The 17,481-nt window shown below is 44.0% G+C and carries 15 protein-coding genes; 3 read left to right on the forward strand and 12 right to left on the reverse strand.

Annotated elements, in window-relative coordinates:
• The 3 genes from IQQ51_RS21540 to coxB all read right to left on the reverse strand — a co-directional run.
• The coding region (locus tag IQQ51_RS21540; RefSeq protein ID WP_193842096.1) for a cytochrome c oxidase assembly protein at positions 1-616 on the reverse strand (616 nt) is incomplete at its 3' end.
• Between the two features lie 11 nt (positions 617-627).
• The gene (ctaD, locus tag IQQ51_RS21545; RefSeq protein ID WP_017061756.1) at positions 628-2,289 is read right to left on the reverse strand and encodes a cytochrome c oxidase subunit I; all 1,662 of its coding nucleotides are present in this window, start codon (positions 2,287-2,289) and stop codon (positions 628-630) included.
• Positions 2,286-3,488 carry a cytochrome c oxidase subunit II gene (gene coxB / locus IQQ51_RS21550; RefSeq protein ID WP_193842097.1) on the reverse strand — a complete coding sequence of 401 codons (1,203 nt, stop codon included), beginning with the start codon at positions 3,486-3,488 and terminating at the stop codon, positions 2,286-2,288. The genes ctaD and coxB overlap by 4 nt, the downstream gene beginning before the upstream one ends.
• Before the next feature lie 453 nt (positions 3,489-3,941).
• Here coxB and IQQ51_RS21555 point away from each other — a divergent pair, with 453 nt between their 5' ends.
• Positions 3,942-5,648: a phospho-sugar mutase gene (locus IQQ51_RS21555; RefSeq protein ID WP_193842098.1), complete on the forward strand. Its 1,707-nt coding sequence runs from the start codon at positions 3,942-3,944 to the stop codon at positions 5,646-5,648.
• A 106-nt stretch (positions 5,649-5,754) separates the two neighbouring features.
• Here the strand turns inward: IQQ51_RS21555 and IQQ51_RS21560 are convergent, their stop codons facing one another.
• The 4 genes from IQQ51_RS21560 to yegD all read right to left on the reverse strand — a co-directional run bounded on the left by IQQ51_RS21560 (position 5,755) and on the right by yegD (position 10,437).
• On the reverse strand, positions 5,755-6,387 hold the full coding sequence (locus tag IQQ51_RS21560; RefSeq protein WP_193842099.1) for a LysE family translocator: 633 nt from the start codon (positions 6,385-6,387) through the stop codon (positions 5,755-5,757).
• Between the two features lie 150 nt (positions 6,388-6,537).
• Positions 6,538-7,170 (reverse strand): fumarylacetoacetate hydrolase family protein, encoded by a 633-nt coding sequence (locus IQQ51_RS21565; protein ID WP_193842100.1) that lies wholly within the window; start codon positions 7,168-7,170, stop codon positions 6,538-6,540.
• Between the two features lie 359 nt (positions 7,171-7,529).
• Positions 7,530-8,594: a porin gene (locus IQQ51_RS21570; protein WP_193842101.1), complete on the reverse strand. Its 1,065-nt coding sequence runs from the start codon at positions 8,592-8,594 to the stop codon at positions 7,530-7,532.
• A gap of 490 nt (positions 8,595-9,084) precedes the next feature.
• On the reverse strand, positions 9,085-10,437 hold the full coding sequence (yegD, locus tag IQQ51_RS21575) for a molecular chaperone (protein ID WP_193842102.1): 1,353 nt from the start codon (positions 10,435-10,437) through the stop codon (positions 9,085-9,087).
• Between the two features lie 159 nt (positions 10,438-10,596).
• Here yegD and IQQ51_RS21580 point away from each other — a divergent pair, with 159 nt between their 5' ends.
• Complete coding sequence (locus IQQ51_RS21580) at positions 10,597-10,905, forward strand: DUF1289 domain-containing protein (protein ID WP_193842103.1); 309 nt, start codon at positions 10,597-10,599, stop codon at positions 10,903-10,905.
• A 134-nt stretch (positions 10,906-11,039) separates the two neighbouring features.
• Here the strand turns inward: IQQ51_RS21580 and IQQ51_RS21585 are convergent, their stop codons facing one another.
• Complete coding sequence (locus tag IQQ51_RS21585; RefSeq protein ID WP_193842104.1) at positions 11,040-11,390, reverse strand: HopJ type III effector protein; 351 nt, start codon at positions 11,388-11,390, stop codon at positions 11,040-11,042.
• Between the two features lie 194 nt (positions 11,391-11,584).
• On the opposite strand from IQQ51_RS21585, the gene IQQ51_RS21590 reads away from it, so the two are divergent.
• Positions 11,585-12,244 carry a PilZ domain-containing protein gene (locus IQQ51_RS21590; RefSeq protein WP_193842105.1) on the forward strand — a complete coding sequence of 220 codons (660 nt, stop codon included), beginning with the start codon at positions 11,585-11,587 and terminating at the stop codon, positions 12,242-12,244.
• An 84-nt stretch (positions 12,245-12,328) separates the two neighbouring features.
• Here the strand turns inward: IQQ51_RS21590 and luxQ are convergent, their stop codons facing one another.
• The 4 genes from luxQ to IQQ51_RS21610 all read right to left on the reverse strand — a co-directional run bounded on the left by luxQ (position 12,329) and on the right by IQQ51_RS21610 (position 17,276).
• Complete coding sequence (gene luxQ, locus IQQ51_RS21595; RefSeq protein WP_193842106.1) at positions 12,329-14,902, reverse strand: quorum-sensing autoinducer 2 sensor kinase/phosphatase LuxQ; 2,574 nt, start codon at positions 14,900-14,902, stop codon at positions 12,329-12,331.
• Positions 14,902-15,996 (reverse strand): autoinducer 2-binding periplasmic protein LuxP, encoded by a 1,095-nt coding sequence (locus IQQ51_RS21600; protein WP_048608893.1) that lies wholly within the window; start codon positions 15,994-15,996, stop codon positions 14,902-14,904. The genes luxQ and IQQ51_RS21600 overlap by 1 nt, the downstream gene beginning before the upstream one ends.
• 308 nt (positions 15,997-16,304) lie before the next feature.
• Positions 16,305-16,619 (reverse strand): GIY-YIG nuclease family protein, encoded by a 315-nt coding sequence (locus tag IQQ51_RS21605; RefSeq protein ID WP_017061768.1) that lies wholly within the window; start codon positions 16,617-16,619, stop codon positions 16,305-16,307.
• Positions 16,620-17,276 carry a YceH family protein gene (locus IQQ51_RS21610; RefSeq protein WP_061038483.1) on the reverse strand — a complete coding sequence of 219 codons (657 nt, stop codon included), beginning with the start codon at positions 17,274-17,276 and terminating at the stop codon, positions 16,620-16,622.
• Between the last annotated feature and the right edge of the window lie 205 nt (positions 17,277-17,481).

The raw sequence follows: 17,481 nt of genomic DNA on the forward strand, positions 1-17,481 counted from the left end.
ATGTAGTCACTTCAGGCTTACTTGCCTCTCCACTCACCTGACTCGTGATGTTAAACAGCGTATAAGAGAGCGTAAGCGTATGTATCGATTCTGGAATATCTAGCTCAATGTAAAATATCAAACCCATTTCTGCGCTCTTGTGCCCGTCCAATGGTTGCTGATTAAAGCAAAAGCACTCCATCTTATTGAAGTAAGTAGCCCCCATACCTGGAGAAACCGATGGTACGGCTTGGCCAACCAATGAGGCTCCAGAGAGGTTTTTGGCAATGTAGTTAGTCTGAACCACCTCACCAGGGTGAACCTCTAACACCCGAACCTCAGGCGAAAACTGCCATGGCATATCTGGCTTGATGTGGGACATGAATTCGACTCGAACCGTACGAGAGTAGTCAGGCTGCATTCCCTGAGGTTGAACTGCGGAAACGGTATTGGTTTTACCATTGATCCCTAAAGCCTCACACATCACATCGTAGAGCGGCACCAAAGCGAAACCGAAGCCAAACATCGCAACCACGCTCAACACCAAGTAGCCCGTCAGCTTTTTAGTCGATCGCTTATTAGACAGGCGCTTTGGTTGTTTTTTATCTTGATTGGGATCGCTTTGCTTATCACTCATGGTTCTGTCCTCTAATCCACTTTAGGTGGATGAGTAAAGGTGTGGTGAGGCGCAGGGCTTGGTACTGTCCATTCAAGACCTTCAGCTCTATCCCAAGGCTTGCTTGGCGCGGGCTCGCCCCCTCTTACACACTTAATTGCCAACCATAAGAAAATCAGCTGAGACAACCCAAAGGCAAAGCCACCAATCGACACGACTTGGTTAACATCAGCAAACTGAATGGCGTAATCTGGAATACGACGCGGCATACCCGCTAACCCTAAAAAGTGCATAGGAAAGAACAGTACATTGACTGAAATCACCGACGTCCAGAAATGCCACAGGCTGAGCTTATGGTCGTACATATGCCCAGTCCATTTCGGCAGCCAATAATAAGCGGCAGCCATAATCGAGAACACGGCACCGGTCACCAGAACATAATGGAAGTGAGCCACAACAAAATAAGTGTCGTGATATTGGAAATCAGCTGGCACGATAGCGAGCATCAATCCAGATAACCCACCAATCGTAAACAGAACAATAAAGGCAATCGCAAACAGCATTGGGGTTTCAAAGGTCAAAGCCCCCCGCCACATGGTCGCCACCCAGTTGAAGACTTTCACACCGGTCGGCACCGCTATCAACATGGTGCAATACATGAAGAAAAGTTCGGCAAATACTGGCATACCCGTGGTGAACATGTGGTGCGCCCAAACCAAGAATGACAGCAGTGCGATACTACAGGTCGCATAAACCATCGAGTGATAACCAAACAGGCGCTTACCACTGAATGCAGGAATGATGGCTGAGACGATACCAAAAGACGGCAAGATCATGATGTACACTTCGGGGTGCCCAAAGAACCAGAATATGTGCTGGAACATCACCGGGTCCCCACCACCTGCGGCATCAAAGAAGCTAGTACCAAAGTATTTGTCAGTCAGTACCATGGTCACAGCCCCCGCGAGCACGGGCATCACAGCTATCAGCAAGAAAGCGGTAATTAACCAAGTCCATACGAACATCGGTAGCTTGAACCAAGTCATGCCCGGTGCGCGCATGTTCACTATGGTTACGATCACGTTAATCGCCCCCATGATCGAACTGATCCCCATGATATGGACTGAGAATACGAATAGCGCGGTACTGTCTGGGCCATAAGTTGTCGAGAGTGGCGCATAGAAGGTCCAACCAAAGCTCGGGCCGCCCCCTTCTGTAAACAAAGACCCGATTAAGATTAGAAATGCAAAAGGCAAGATCCAGAAGCTGAGGTTGTTCATTCTCGGCAACGCCATATCGGGTGCACCGATCATCATCGGGATCATCCAATTAGCCAAACCCGTAAATGCAGGCATCACGGCACCGAATACCATGATTAAACCATGGACAGTCGTCATCTGATTGAAGAAATCTGGCTCAACAAGTTGTAAACCCGGTTGGAACAGCTCCGCACGGATCACCATTGCCATTGCGCCGCCCGTTAAGAACATTGCAAAGCTAAACCACAAATAAAGTGTACCAATGTCTTTATGATTGGTTGAATACAGCCAACGAGCCCAGCCTTTAGGTGCCGCATGTGAGTCGTGATCATCAACAGGCAAATCATTATTGCCCAAGGTGCCTTCCGCAGAATGGCTCAGTACTTGATCTTCTGCTGGAGCCGATTTCACCGGCTTATTGATTGGTGAACTCATAACTGATCCTTAGCATCATTTTGTGCATCATCCGTTGAGCTTTCAGAACTGCCTTCTTGCTTCGCCTTATAAGCGTTGATATCTGAAGCCTGAACAATATCGCCGGTGTTATTACCCCAAGCATTTCGTTGATAAGTCACTACCGCTGCGATCTCTTTCTCAGTTAACTGATTATCGAACGCTTGCATCGCCGTACCGCCACGACCATAAACAATGGTGTCGATGTGAACATCCACATCGCCAAGGGCAATAGAACTTCCTTTGATGGCAGGGAATGCTCCGGGAATGCCCTCACCGTTTGCTTGGTGACAAACCGCACATCGAGTTTTGTAAACCTCTTCACCGATGGTATTCAACTCTTCCAAAGAAAGTGACGCATCTAATGCATCTTTCGCGGCTTGTTGTTCAGCTATCGCTAACTCTTTCTGCTCCGCTAGCCATGCGTCAAACTCGGCTTCTTCCATGGCATGCACCACTATCGGCATGAAGCCATGGGCACGACCACACAACTCTGCACACTGCCCGCGGTAGACACCAGGCTCATCTATCTTAGTCCAAGCCTCATTGATAAAACCTGGAATGGTATCTTTCTTAACGGCGAATGCTGGCACCCACCATGAGTGAATCACATCGTCGGAAGTCATTAAGAAACGGACTTTGCGGTCAACAGGCAGTACAAGCGGCTTATCAACTTCTAGCAAGTAATGCGCGCCTTTCACTTCAATGCCTTCAATCTCTTTGTCACTGGTCGCTAGAAGGCTGAAAAACTCGACGTCTTCACCAAAATAGCTGTAATGCCATTTCCATTGTGATCCAGTGATTTTAACGGTCAGATCTGATTGGGAGGTATCTTCCATCGCTATCAAAGTTTTGGTGGCGGGTATCGCCATAGCGATGAGGATGATAATAGGGATGATGGTCCAAAGAATTTCGACTTTCGTGCTTTCGTGAAAATGTGCAGCAACTGCACCCTTCGATTTCCTGTGCCTCAAAATCGAATAAAACATCACACCAAAAACAACAAAGGCAATTGCACAGCAGATGTAGAAGATCAGCATATGAAGTTCATACACCTTACCACTGATCTCAGTGACGCCTTGAGTCATGTTGTAATCACTGCTTGCGTGCACTAAAGGCGATACTAAAAGCACAACAAAACTCTTCAAAAGCCACGCTAGCCTAACCAGTAATCTTTTCAAAAGATCTCTCCTTATCCTTCCTAATTGGATACTTGCGACCTAAATGTCGTTGCGAGCTGGACAACATTCATTGTTATTCCGGCTAAACATGAAAAGGCTGAATCTCAATCTACAACTCACATGGAACTAGCCTGTGAGCAGGCTACTGACCTCATATAACCCAAGAACTAATACGGTTCAAAAGCGTTGGAGGTTTCCATGAAAGATTCAAAAACGGCGAATTTGTTAAACTTTGTTATATTTATGTAAAAGGCTAGTTAGTGATATCCAATTGTTCAAGGTAAGTTTACTTACTAAACAGTCAATTATTTGAAGTGGCTTAATCTACGTGCCCTCTTGCCGTTGGAATTTATTTTATATCGAGTTTTACGATTGCTTTCATGGAAATGATAATCAATATCACTTAAATTAAATCAACAGTAAGTCATACAGACATTAATAGGTTTAGTGATTATGCAAGATGCAATGAATTGGTTAGCGAGAGACCCAGACCCAAGAACTCGTGAAGAACTTCAACACCTCATCGATGGGGGAATGCACGACGAACTTGAAGACCGCTTCACCCAACGATTAGAGTTCGGAACGGCAGGACTTAGAGGCAAAGTTGGATGCGGCCCAAATCGAATGAACCGTTTAGTTATACAGGAAACAGCAACCGGGCTCGGCCACTACTTAATCGAACATGTCGCTAATGCGACCATTCGCGGTGTGGTCGTCGGTTATGACGGCCGTTTAGATTCAAAGCAGTTCGCGATTGATACCGCTTCCGTACTCACGGCTTTAGGCATTAAGGTTTATCTAACCTCGAATGTCGCAGCGACCCCTATCGTTGCCTTTGGTATTGAGCACTTCAACGCCGCAGCTGCTGTTGTGGTGACTGCCAGTCACAACCCACCGGAATACAATGGTTTCAAAGTGTACTGGGAGAATGGCGCTCAAATCATTCCTCCTCACGACGCGGGTATTGCCGCTGAAATCGATATCGCATCAACTAAGCCGCTCCCTTTAATGAGCCTAAGTGACGCTGAAACACAAGGTAAGTTGGTGTGGTTAACTGAAGGTTATTACCAGACGTACCGCGCTGCGATCAATCAGAGCCCATACGTGAGTAAAGAGATCGAATCGGCGAACACCACCATCACCTATACCGCAATGCATGGTGTCGGCGCACAAATGGCTGAGGATCTACTTCACGATTCTGGTTTCCATAAGGTGTTCAGCGTCGCCGAGCAAAGAGAGCCCGATGGTAACTTCCCGACCGTCAACTTCCCGAATCCGGAAGAAAAAGGCGCGATGGATCTGGTGGTTAACTTAGCAAAAAGTGTCGATGCTGACATAGCTTGTGCCAACGATCCAGATGCAGACCGATTTGCGGTTGCAGTGAGAACAGATGATGGCTCATACAAAATGCTAACAGGTGACCAAGTTGGTGTGCTATTCGCGCATTACTTGTTATCAAAACCTCATACCAAAAACCAGTTAGTTGGTAACAGTATCGTATCTTCAACCTTGCTTGAAAAAGTGGCTCAATCTCATGGTGCGACTTATTTCCAAACGCTGACAGGTTTTAAATGGTTGGCGAATATTGGCATGCAATTAGAAGATGATCAGAACGAGTTCTTGTTTGCCTATGAAGAAGCATTAGGCTACACAATTGGTACTCAAGTACGGGACAAGGATGGACTGTCTGCCATCGTTGTTTTCGCTCAACTGGTTGAGGAGTTAAAATCTCAAGGCCGAACGGTTTGGGATCTTCTCGCTCAGATTTCATTTGAACATGGGGTTCATACCAACGCTCAGCGAAGTATTGCACTAGACCCAGATTCACCTTCGATTGGTTCTAAGCTCCGCTCGGCACAGCCTAAAACAATCAACGGTGTCGCTATCTCTGTAATTGAAGATCTGCAGTCTTCTTTACGCTTCGTCATTGGAGGCAATACTGAAGCCATTAACCTGCCTGCAAGTGACGTACTCATCTATCACCTCGAGGATGGTTCACGCATTATCGTAAGACCTTCAGGCACAGAGCCAAAAGTGAAAGTCTATTATGAAACGGTGACAAAGTTTGAAGGGACAGAAACCTACGAAGGCACTCGCCTGCGCGGTGAGCAGTACATGGAGAAACTGATTGAACAGCATCAACAAGAGTTGAACTCATAGCAGTTAGCGCGTTCAACATGTAACGGTTAAATATAAAAAATGGACGCTCGTAGCGTCCATTTTTGTCTCAGCGGCTAACCACGAGAAGATGTCTGATTTGATTCATCTACGAAGTAAAGAAAGAAGACAACATCCAGATAGCTAACACGATGAAAACTCCGCCCATGACTTTCTGTTGATAGGTACGAAACTTCGCGTTTTCTACGAGAGATTTACCAATCGTACCCACTAACGCCACCAGCAAAAAGTTAAACGTTAAGCCGAGAACATTCAGTAATAAACCCAGAACAAGCATCTGCTGACCGGAAGTCGCTTCAATATTCGTCGACACAAACTGTGGTAAGAACATCACAAAGAAAACCAAGGCTTTTGGATTAAGCAGGTTACTGATTAGCGCTCTTTGGTAATAGGCTTTTGCAGCAAAATTATCGTTTAGCTCCGGCGCACTTCCCTGCTCTGTTCGAAGGCAGTCCCATCCCATCTTCAACAAGTACGCGCCGCCTAACAAATGTAGAGCTTTAAGCGCTATTGGGCTCATTGCGATCAACGCTGAAACACCCATTGCTGCCAATACTGTCAGAATGATTCCAGAAGTCGCGTTGCCTAAACTTGCGAACACACCAACCTTGCGGCCATAGCTCATACTTGAGCTCGCGATGAGTAACATATCAGGGCCAGGTAAAAGGAGAAGTGCAACAACGGCTGTCAGGTAAACAGGTAAGATGGCTAAGTCGATCATGGGTTTCAGTATTGATAAGAACGGAGGCGGATTTTATATCAATTACCAACACCCTTCCAGATGTAATTAGTTGCAAGAGGGTTAATTGTAAGAATTAAAAACTAATTTTAACCATCCAAACCAATTTATTAACTAAACATGGAGTATTAATTAACTCGCCACCCACTCAATCTCAATCAATGTCGTTTCACCACACTTTAGACGACCAAGGAAGATATCACCTCGATGGACCTCACCAACACCTTTAGGTGTGCCTGTCATGACAACATCACCATCAAGCAAAGTCGTATAAGAAGATAACTCTTCGAGGATAGTTTGTGGAGAGTAAAGCATCTGCTCTACGTGTCCTTTTTGAACGCGAACACAGTTAATAAATAGCTCTAGATTTAAGTCTGAGAGATCTAAGTTATCAATGGGTACAAAACGGCTCAAGACAGCGGAACCATCAAACGCCTTGGCGCGCTCCCAAGGTAGGCCTTTCGCTTTTAAGCTACTTTGTAATTCACGTTTGGTGAGATCTAGTCCTAAACCCACAGCGGAGTACTGGCTATTTTCAACAATAAAACAGATTTCTGCTTCGTAGTGCAGCGCTTCTTGATGAAAAGAAGACAGAGATGACTTAACACTGGTACTTGGTTTATTGAAAACCACCATTGAGTTTGGGATTGCGTTATTGAGTTCTTCGATGTGATCGACATAGTTACGCCCAACACACAGCACCTTGGTGGGGGTTGCTGTTCGTTTCGAATTCATCAACTGTTCCTGATCGACAACACTGCTCATAGTTTATCCCTGAACTATTTTTTGGAGTGAAGAGTTTAACGCATCATAAAATGAGAGTCTTCGACAAGATGGTTACCAATATCTAAATTCTGATATTTAGCTCAATTAAATGATTTAAATACTTTTATCCGAAGATCGCGACATATAAGAACTGATGACAAGAGTCATAGCTTCGTAGATCATAGCTACGTAGATAAAATGAATGGCAGGGAAACATGAAGGATAAGCTAAAACAGTACGTATAGAACGAAAGAAGCCCTCTCAAACCAAAAGGCTTGAGAGGGCTTAGCATGGTGTCTAGGACAGTATCCTAAAAGGTAAACTTAAGGAGTAAACACTATGCTAAATAAGTCTTTGACTTATAGGTAGTAACGAGCACCAAGTAGCCATTGGTCGTCAGCTTTTGCTTTGTAAGTACCAGAGCCTTGTAGATCGAACTGGTAGCCAGCAAAACCTACGAACTGAGACGTGAAGTTGTATTCTGCTTGTAAAGCAGTTGTGCTGAATACAGTATCGTTTAGCTTCTCGTCTTCTACTGCTTCGTAGTTAACGCTTAGGTTAAGGCTATTTGAAAGTGCGTAAGCTGCAAGTAATTCAACCGCAGTTGTCTCTTCTAGAGGGCCAGCAGAAGTCTTGTTCATGTAGTTGTTCATAGCGTAAACACCTGCAAGGTATAGACCTGAACCGTATGAACCGTAAGTTGCACTTACAACGTTAGAATCCGCAGTTTTTGAACCAGAGATACCATCAAAGCTTACATCACCAGTGTTGTATGCGTAGTTCACAGAGAAGTCTGCGATGTTGTAGTTCAGAGCAATCTGAGCACGGTTACCGTATTCGTTATCTAGAGATAAAGCATCGCTGTATTTAACTTTATCAGCTTTACGACCTTGCCATGCAACACCAAGACCTAGCGTACCGGCATTACCGAAATCTAGTGCGTTAGCGTAGCTCACCATCTCTTCACCACGACCAGTACCTAGGTTACCGTGATCATCGTAGATAAAGTCGTTTGCGAAAGCGATTGGCATATCAGCAACGCCAGCAACGCTGTAGTAAGGTGCCCATTGAGTACCAACAGCAGCACGACCGAAGTCGTCATGAGAAAGACCAACGTAACCAAGACGAGTTGTGAATGACTGATCACCACCGTCAAGCATGTTTAGCGCCCATTCACCTTTAGCGTCAGCAGTGAAGCCGTTACCAAGTTCATGAGTTGCACCGAAATTGATACGTGGAGATACAGTCTCTACACCGATATCATCTTCACTAAGACGGTCATCACTGTTTACGTCACCAACTGCAACTGAAACGTGGCCGCCAACAGAGAATGTTGTGCCGTCTTCGTTGTAAAGTTCTACTGCAACTGCCTGTGTACCAAATACTGCACCAGAAATTGCTAGCGCTAAAAGTTTCTTATTCATTGTCATATCCATTATGTAACTGGGTGAGTTATTCACTAACAACCTCGTGCTTACGGAGAAGTTGTTACCTGCATTTAACAAGTAGCGAAACCCTAATATACGAATGACAAGAAAGTTGCATTAAAATATATAAAATAAAAAAAATTTCACCATAAAAAACAAAAAAACCTTTAAAAACAATGGAATAATACGGGATCCACTGGTGGTTCTTTTCATTCTTTGAGATGATCACTTTGATTTTTTTGATTTTATAGTCACTAAAAAAGCATTAAAAATCTAATTTCAAAATGACTCATCAGACCATCGAGAGGCTCGACTTTGACCCTGAAATATTTTGTAACATGTAGAACTCAACTGAAATATTTAGCTTTGTGAAACAAATCCCAATATGAGCTAGGAAAAATCGCTCAATAGAAAGTTCATTAGAGAAAAACAAAAAAAGGGCAACCAATCAGCGACTGGTTGCCCTTCATAACTCATCATTGAACTCTTATTTGAAGCAAACCTCAGCCCAACGAGCTAAACCTGCAGTTACTGAACCGAAGTAATTACCACTCACAATCGGTACGTTCGGCACAGCTTGTTGTACGGCCTCACGAAGTATCGGTGAACGAGCTGAACCACCCGTCATGTAGATTACGACTGGCTTTTTCTGGCCTTGTTGAATCGCCTCTTTAACCAACTCAATCATCTTAGACTTCGGTGTTTCAATCGCTTCAACCATCTGTTCGACTGAGATATCTACCTCGACCAGTTCAGAGGCAACATTAATCGCCGTACGATATTGAGAGGATTCTGCCAGCGCAATCTTGGCTTCTTCCGCTCTGCGCACAATACCGTAACCTAAGGTGTCGTGATAAACCTTCATCAAACGTTCTAGCTTTTGTGGCTCTGACGCTTCTTTGCGAAGTAATTTTAATGCTGCTAGGTTTTCTCTTGAATAGAAATTCTTTTGAGCTTCAACATTATTAATCGCAATTGGATTCCAGAATTGCGTCAATGGCATATCGATACCCGAAATGCCTTTGCTGCCCATACCAAAAGGTGACATCAGTTGTTTGAACGCAAGATAGATATCGAGGTCATTACCCCCTACCCTTTGTCCACTGTGTGCCAACAAGCTCTGGGTACGATCCGCTTTACCAGACCAGCTTGGTCCCATCTCCAATAATGAGCAATCGGTGGTACCACCGCCAATATCGACAACCAATACTGTTTGGTTTTCAGTTAATGTGCTTTCGTAATCAAGGCCTGCGGCTACGGGCTCGAATTGAAAAGCGATATCAAGGAAACCTGCACGCTTAGCTGCGCGAATGAGGATGTCTTCAGCTTGTCTGTTCGCCTCTTCACCACCTCGACCGTGGAAGTTAATTGGTCGGCCGATAACAGCTTGTTTGATCTGCTCTTGAGTCGTGAGTTCGGCTTGATTCTTGATATTTGCCATCATGGCGCACACTAAATCTTCGAAAAAGCTCACCTGAACATCATGCAGTCCACTCGCGCCAAGGAAAGACTTAGGGGACTTAACATAATAAACATCACGAGGATCTTCTAAATATAAGTCCAACGCAGCCTGACCAAATGCCATGTCTTCTGGTACTAGGTCGATACTCTCTTCTCTGTTCAGAGCGATCGCACGTCGTAAAACTTGCTCACCGATCGCATCACTCGGCTTGATATTCAAATGACGGAATAGATGTTCAGAAACACTTTCACGAGTAGGCGCAAACACGGTTGAGGGAATATAGTGGTTGTTACCTTCGAGCGGTAACAGGCTTGGCTCTCCATTAACCATCGCCGCGACAGAACAGTTCGCTGTTCCATAATCAAATCCAATAAACATAATATCCCCCACTCAACAAAAGGGGCGAGATGCTACATGAAAAGCCTAAAAATTACGAGGTCATTTCTAAATTTAACTGAGTAATTTCTTAGCCTAACGGCTCTTCAAGAAGAAACAAATATGCTACATTTCAGCCCAAATGAATCACAGGTTAGAGAAATGAAAACACCTTGCCGAGCGGCTTGTAAAAATAATGGCGGAATGTGTAGTGGCTGCTTTCGAACAATGGATGAAATTATAGGTTGGAAAGGCTTATCTGAAGAAGAGCAAACGTCGGTTATGGATAATCTTAGTGGCGAGAGTTCGACTCACCAATGTCCACAGTGTAATGAGCCAGCTCAATGCGATATCAGTGCGGGTAAAGAGACGTGTTGGTGTTTTGATCTAGAAAAACGAGATACTAGCGATATTCCAAAAGCTGGAGTTTGTATGTGTCGTAAGTGCTTGTCTGCTTTGCCTGTTCAGTAGTTTAAAGCCCATTTAGTAAGTTACTGGATAGCAAGTTACTGGCCAGTTCAACATAGACAAAAAAAGCGAGAGGTTATTTTCTCGCTTCAAAATCCTGAGATTAAGTTTCGACCTGATCGCTACCTGGTTAGTGTCTACTTCGCTTTTGCAACCAGCGCAGGCTGAAAAAACTGGATACCGTTCCAGCCATGAACCATAAAGTTACGAATATTTTGATGGTCGCTGTTCTCAGGAAAACCTAGCACGTCGTTACGATAAAATTGACCAAAACAAGCAAGAGTCTGCTCTGCTGATAGGCCTTGCTCTAAACCAAAAGCAAAAATCTTACACGAACCATTATTCTGCCCTGCAGCGTTCACTACCTCACCATTGCGAAACTCGCTCTCAGAAAAATCATAGTGAGCTTCGATCACTTGCATTGTATCTTCAAATTGCACGGCTTCTGGGGTTTCAGCCAGAGTATTTAATAAGGTTTCCAGTTCCATTTACTATTTCTCCATCAAATATATATCTGTCAGTAGTGTATCTTGTTTTACGACAAGAGTAAGCCGTTGCTTACTTGAGATAACGATTCATTTTTTTGTTGTACGCTGCTAATTACTTCAATGAAACTAATGACATAGTTTTATCAGGGCGTTATATTATTTTATCAAACGATTAACATTATTCAGTAACGAACATGCATAAAGATAAAAACTTAGAACTGTTCAGATACCTAAAGCCAGGTACAAAAACAGCAGGTGTATTAGAATTTGGCCCAGACGACTCAATCCAGATCAGTACACTTTATATCGGACACAAAGAAGATCAGTACCTTATCCTAGAGCTTTCACAAAGAGCGACAGAAGCACTGACGTTGAGAAAGCTCACAAACGTTGATATTATTGTTCGTGCGATTACCGACACCGAACTTGGGCACATTGTCGCGTTCAAAACCAATGTACTGGCTCATATCACCTCACCAGCACATCTAATCTTCCTTCGCCCACCCTCAAACTTTGCAACCAAGCCTATTCGTGAACACGAAAGGTATAAAGTACGTCTCAGCTGTGAAGTCAACTTTGATACCTTGTCGCTGGATGCCACTCTGGTCGATTTTTCAGCGTCAGGCTGCGGTATCTATCTTACCCAACAATCAGATATTGATGTTGGCTGGAAGATAAAAGTTAATTCTGACTTAAATGAGTACTTAGGTGACGATCTGGTCTACAAAGTGGTGAGTAAGAAAAGGCAAAGACAAGGCTGGTTGTTAGGTATCCAATTCCCTGAACACCTAAATATGAGTTATGAGTTGAAAACGCTGCTGTTAGAACAAGCCTTTGTCTCAGGATCTATATAAAGACAGACTCATCAGGATTTGTGTAGCGACAACAAGTTGGCTACGCCTATTTAATAGAGTCCGTTCAGAGCACTAAGTTAAAGCCTAGTGCTCTGTGTCATTCCAGTATGAGTTTTTGAAATGAACAAACGCTTGGTGGAGCGACTCTTCTTTAATGGGTTTTACAATCACGTAATTCGCCCCTGCGGCCATAAAGCTGTCTCTAGTTGACTCTTGAGCATCAGCGGTACACGCATAAATTGGAGCTGACACACCAATCTCACCTCTCAGTTGCTGAGTGGTTTCAACACCACCGAGATTAGGGAGCTGGTTATCCATCAAGATCAAGTCATAGGTTATCGTCTTAGCCATCTCAATCGCTTCTAAGCCATCTTTTGCCCAGGTGACGACCATGCCATATTTTTTACAGAAAGCCTGAGCAATAAAGGCGTTGGTGTGATTATCTTCCACCAGCAACACATTCAAAGGTCGACTAAACAACGCCTCAGGCTCAACCGCAGTTTGTTGCTTAGCATCGACTAATAACGGCTTGGCGTGTACTACCACTGGAATTTCTATCGTGAACTCTGAGCCTTGATCTATCATGCTGCGGACTTGAATGTCCCCTTCCAGCATATCGACCAGATTTTTTACAATTGTAAGTCCTAAACCAGTGCCACCATATTCACGAGTGGTGGTCTCTTCGGCTTGAACAAAGGGTTCAAAAACAGCATCAATTTTACTTTCATCAATACCAATTCCGGAATCTTTCACTCGAACGATTAAGCTGGCGTGCTCAGAGTTAAAGATACTCTCGAGCTCAAAGCTAACGGAGATACCGCCTTGATGAGTGAATTTAAGAGCGTTGCTCAGCAGGTTAAACATGATCTGATTGAGGCGTACTTGGTCGGTGTTGATTTCGATGTCATCAACCAAGTGATTCACAATGGTAAATTCGACAGATTTATCTTCGCACAGTGGACGATAGATGCTGTCTAAAGTATTAACTAACTCCCCCAAGCGGAAGTCTTTCTTTTGAATATTAAACTGCCCTTGCTCAATTTTTGAGAAGTCCAAGATATCGTTAAGTACCGCCAGTAAATGTTCCGCACTATTACACAGTACATCCACCTGCTCGCGATTATCTTCATTGTGCATAGAGCGCTTGAGCAGCTGAGACACACCGAGAATACCGTTGAGCGGCGTGCGAATCTCGTGACTCATCTTAGCTAGGAAGTCTGCACGTACATTCGCGAGATGCTCGGCTTCTTCTCTTGCTCGATCAGCCTGCCTTTCCGCCTCGATAAGCTTAGTAATATCTTGCCCTTGTACTACCACACCTGTGATGCCATGCTCCACGCGAATAGCAGACATGTTCCAACGAAACACCTTTTCACCAATGGGTACGTTAATACCCGTCAGTTTAGAGCCTTGAACCACCATTTGAATATTAGGCAGCATACGATGCTCAAACTCTTGAGCGATTGGGCCATAATTGTCATCAGCATCGAACAGCGCCATACGAGCGGCGGGGTTCATCTGAATCAAGTCGCCTTTCTCAGACCAAACCAAGATAGGCGAATGAGCAAAGTTAAAGAGATCTTGGAACTTTTGATTCTGTTCCGATAAGCGCTCAAAGGTGTCTTCAAGGGTGCAACCAATATGATGGAATTCGAAAATGTTAGAGCCATCGAACTTGTTGTACTCTTCACCATCACTTGCTGAGCGAGTGAAATCCATCAGCTTATCTAGCTCAGCAGCAACCCTTCTTTGGATCCAAGTTCGAGCAAAGAAAGACATCAATATGATCACCACAATCACCACGATAATCGCACGCTGATAATTTTCTTCTAACGCAATGAAGTTATTGTTCTTTTGAACGGCTCGAATGATTAAAGGGGTTTCAACCGCGTTGATCTTAATAGTTGCGATGGTAACGAAATGACGCGGCAACTGTTCGTACATTTGGTAATTGAGGATGTCAGTAATGGTGTAGCTTTCATCACCACTGAATGTCGATGTCACCGGTGTACCGTGCGCTTCAATAACGATATTTTCGCAGTTACTGCCTTGTTGGATTGACTCAGCCAAAGAGAAGTTATTATCAAGTACAATGGCGATATAGAGCTGACCAAGCACTTCCCCGGTAGCATTATCAACGATAGGAGTACGGCGAGCCAACAAGTGACGCTTACCTATATCTGTCCTCAGTTTAATAAAATGCCAATTACTGCTGAATGAAACCTCATCAGAAATATGCTTTAAGTTGGACTCATCCAAACCATAAAATTGACTGTTGCCGTCTTCCCAAGCCAAACCATCGTGAGTAGAGACAAAGCGTAAATCTGGCGCATGATCAGGTTCACGTTGGTCAACACCAAAAAAAAAGTAGCTCAGAATCTCGTCATTACCCGTATCAAAATACTCTCTGAGAGTTTCACTATGTGAGCTACTGTCTTGATGGATTTGCAGCACCGACAAACGATAATCAAACATGTTTTGGATCAGGCTTGAGGTTTGCTGAACCGTTCGATTCGTCTCTTGCTGTACGATGTTACTGCTGGTTTCATAATTATGAATAAGCACGCCAAGTGCCATCACGCCTATCACCAAAATAACGATACGCGTAATGAGTCTAGCTAAAGTGTTTCTAGGTGTACTGGCGTAGCTTTTCTTCATTATTGACCTGAGTACCTAAATGCTCGCTGTTTAAGTTCTGAAATACGTTCTGGGGAATCTTCCTTGGTCACAATTTCAAATTCACCAGAGTAAACGGTAGGCACTTCCAAACCGGCTAGATCCCACTTAATCGCCTCTGCCATCGCAATGCCCGTATCGTCGTTCATACGCATAACAGTAACATCTAGGTCGCCCCTTGCAATGGCTTCAAGTTCAGCAGAGCCGCCTCCCCAGCCATTCACTAAGATGTCTTGACCCGATTCACGAATCGCTTCCATTGCACCAAGAGCGACGTCCGTTGAGCATGCATAGATAAAGTCTAGATCCTTATCGTTCTCTATGCTGATTTTAGCCGCTTGGTAGCCACTGTCTTTGTTTGATTTTGTGTAAAACGAAGACTTAAGGGTAAAGTTGGTATCCGTATTCACTTCATGGATAAAAGTATCTCCACGCGCATCACTGATATAGCCTTGCGAGTAATACAAAACAGAATACTTACTGTCTGGTGGGCTTACTTGTTTAAAATAGTCCGCCAGTTTTAAGCTGCCTGTCGCATGGTCAAAGCCCACATACATAAATGGCTGCCTATCTGCCCAAGCTCGTACTGGCGTCGTGATATTTTGAAGAATCAGTTTGGTGTCCGTAGAGGTCAACACGTGCTCGATAAACTTGCGGTGACGCGTGGTATCTAGCGTGAAAATCAAATAATCCGTCTTGTTTTCAATCGCTTCTTGTAATGAAATGCTCTGCTGCGCGAGATCGGCATTAATACGGGTAAATACTTGATTTATTTGGTAGCGGATCTTCAGCCTATCGAGGCGCTTCTCAAAAGCTTGAATATTGCGAACCCAGTAATCCGAGATCTGTTGACCCGGATACACCACGGAAATCGTGATCGGTTCGTCTTGGATTCTTCTCAATGGCACAGGGTGATTTTGTACAGCCTCGACCATTTTATCGGTCAATGCTCTTTGTTCTGGAAAAGTGGAAAGATAATCTTGGTATTCCCAGTACCCATTGAGGACATGAGTACCATGGGAGAGAGCGGACGCAGAAAATACGGCAAGTCCAAACAACATCAGTAAACGTTTCATATTTTTCTCGTTTTATATGAGCTACTTTGGCTCATTTTTTAACCTAGCATGACACCATCTCTTTGTATGGCTAATGGATATTATGTAGGACAACGATGATAAATGATAGCGTCTAACACTAATTAGAACGACATTCTAAATGAGCAATATGTTAATTTGGAATGGAGATTAACAACAACGTGTTCATTCATAATTTCAGCCCATTCATGGTAAGAGTAATTACCATTTAAATTCATAAGCTTAGCTAGAGCTATTATAGCCCCTTACATTATTAAGATTTAATCAATAACAAACATTTTAGCTATGAATTATGAGACTTCGATATATTGAATTTTGTCTTTTTGCCACTCAATAATCAGTTTGAGTGATACCAGTTTTTCTTTGCGGGATTTGGGCAATTGCTTGATCGCGTATTCGGTTTTCAACGCCTCACTTTTTGAGCCAACACCAAAGCTCCAAACCAGCTTAAGTGGGCCTTTACCTTTTAAAGCTTTGGCGCCTTTACCGGTTTGATGTTGTTCAAATCGACGTTCTAGATTGTTCGTCACGCCACAATAAAGGGCATTGTGACGATTGCGGATCAAGTACACGACCCAATCCGCATTTTTATCAGCGTCTGACATTTAAAGCAGTGATTCAACCAGAGCCTTAAGCTCTGCCACTTCTGCTCTTAGGCCTGCAACTTCAGACTCAAGCTCTTCAAACTTTTCACTCGTTGCAGAGGGGGCAGCCGCGCTTACTGATGCCGTCGCAAACGCTTCAACATCCACTTCACCGCTCAACAAATGCTGGTAGCGTGATTCACGTTTACCCGCTTCGCGTGGTAGTTTGACCACCAAGGCACCTGCTTCTCTTGCAGCTAGCTTATCTAATGTTGCTTCTACTTCTTTCACATCACTAAAGTTTGCAAGGCGACCCGTTCGAGTACGAAGTTCACCCGGTGTTTGCGCGCCGCGCAGTAACATACAACAGATGATTGCGCGCTCTTGCTCTGTAAATTGCAGATCACCGAACTCAGTGTTGCAGAAGCGATGCTGATACTTATTAACACGGCTATTGAAGCTGCTCTCATCGCTCACCATGCGACGTCCGATTAAGCCATCAACCGCATCCAAAACATCTGACTCAGAAAGAGAGAGAACAGGTTCACGGTTACTTTTTTGATTACATGCCGTGGTTAAACTGTTCAGTGTCAGTGGGTAATGATCGGGAGTAGTAACTTCTTTCTCGATCAAACAACCGATAATTCTCGCTTCAATTGGGGAAAGTACTGTGTTCATCGTTTTTCCTTTTTATTATTTTGATAACTCCATCTCAACACCTAACAATGCAGTAACTAGTGTTCAGACAAAATTGGTACTCGTTTCTTTCTGCCCTGTTCATCAATCATTATGATCTTAGAACGGTTTAGCTCTATTTCCACGACTTCCAAATAAGTACGCTCTTGTACATACGCATCACGAAGCTTGTTCTGCTCTGCCGAAG

Origin of the sequence: Vibrio sp. OPT18, from assembly GCF_015163615.1 — a bacterium.
GTDB lineage: Bacteria > Pseudomonadota > Gammaproteobacteria > Enterobacterales > Vibrionaceae > Vibrio > Vibrio coralliirubri.

Excerpts from the sequence above, each read along its gene's own strand:
- luxQ (WP_193842106.1), bottom strand. The coding sequence starts at position 14,902 with ATGAAGAAAAGCTACGCCAGTACACCTAGAAACACTTTAGCTAGACTC.
- IQQ51_RS21555 (WP_193842098.1), top strand. The coding sequence starts at position 3,942 with ATGCAAGATGCAATGAATTGGTTAGCGAGAGACCCAGACCCAAGAACT.
- IQQ51_RS21560 (WP_193842099.1), bottom strand. The coding sequence starts at position 6,387 with ATGATCGACTTAGCCATCTTACCTGTTTACCTGACAGCCGTTGTTGCA.
- IQQ51_RS21605 (WP_017061768.1), bottom strand. The coding sequence starts at position 16,619 with ATGTCAGACGCTGATAAAAATGCGGATTGGGTCGTGTACTTGATCCGC.
- IQQ51_RS21600 (WP_048608893.1), bottom strand. The coding sequence starts at position 15,996 with ATGAAACGTTTACTGATGTTGTTTGGACTTGCCGTATTTTCTGCGTCC.
- IQQ51_RS21590 (WP_193842105.1), top strand. The coding sequence starts at position 11,585 with ATGCATAAAGATAAAAACTTAGAACTGTTCAGATACCTAAAGCCAGGT.
- yegD (WP_193842102.1), bottom strand. The coding sequence starts at position 10,437 with ATGTTTATTGGATTTGATTATGGAACAGCGAACTGTTCTGTCGCGGCG.
- IQQ51_RS21570 (WP_193842101.1), bottom strand. The coding sequence starts at position 8,594 with ATGAATAAGAAACTTTTAGCGCTAGCAATTTCTGGTGCAGTATTTGGT.
- IQQ51_RS21580 (WP_193842103.1), top strand. The coding sequence starts at position 10,597 with ATGAAAACACCTTGCCGAGCGGCTTGTAAAAATAATGGCGGAATGTGT.
- IQQ51_RS21610 (WP_061038483.1), bottom strand. The coding sequence starts at position 17,276 with ATGAACACAGTACTTTCCCCAATTGAAGCGAGAATTATCGGTTGTTTG.
- ctaD (WP_017061756.1), bottom strand. The coding sequence starts at position 2,289 with ATGAGTTCACCAATCAATAAGCCGGTGAAATCGGCTCCAGCAGAAGAT.
- IQQ51_RS21585 (WP_193842104.1), bottom strand. The coding sequence starts at position 11,390 with ATGGAACTGGAAACCTTATTAAATACTCTGGCTGAAACCCCAGAAGCC.
- IQQ51_RS21565 (WP_193842100.1), bottom strand. The coding sequence starts at position 7,170 with ATGAGCAGTGTTGTCGATCAGGAACAGTTGATGAATTCGAAACGAACA.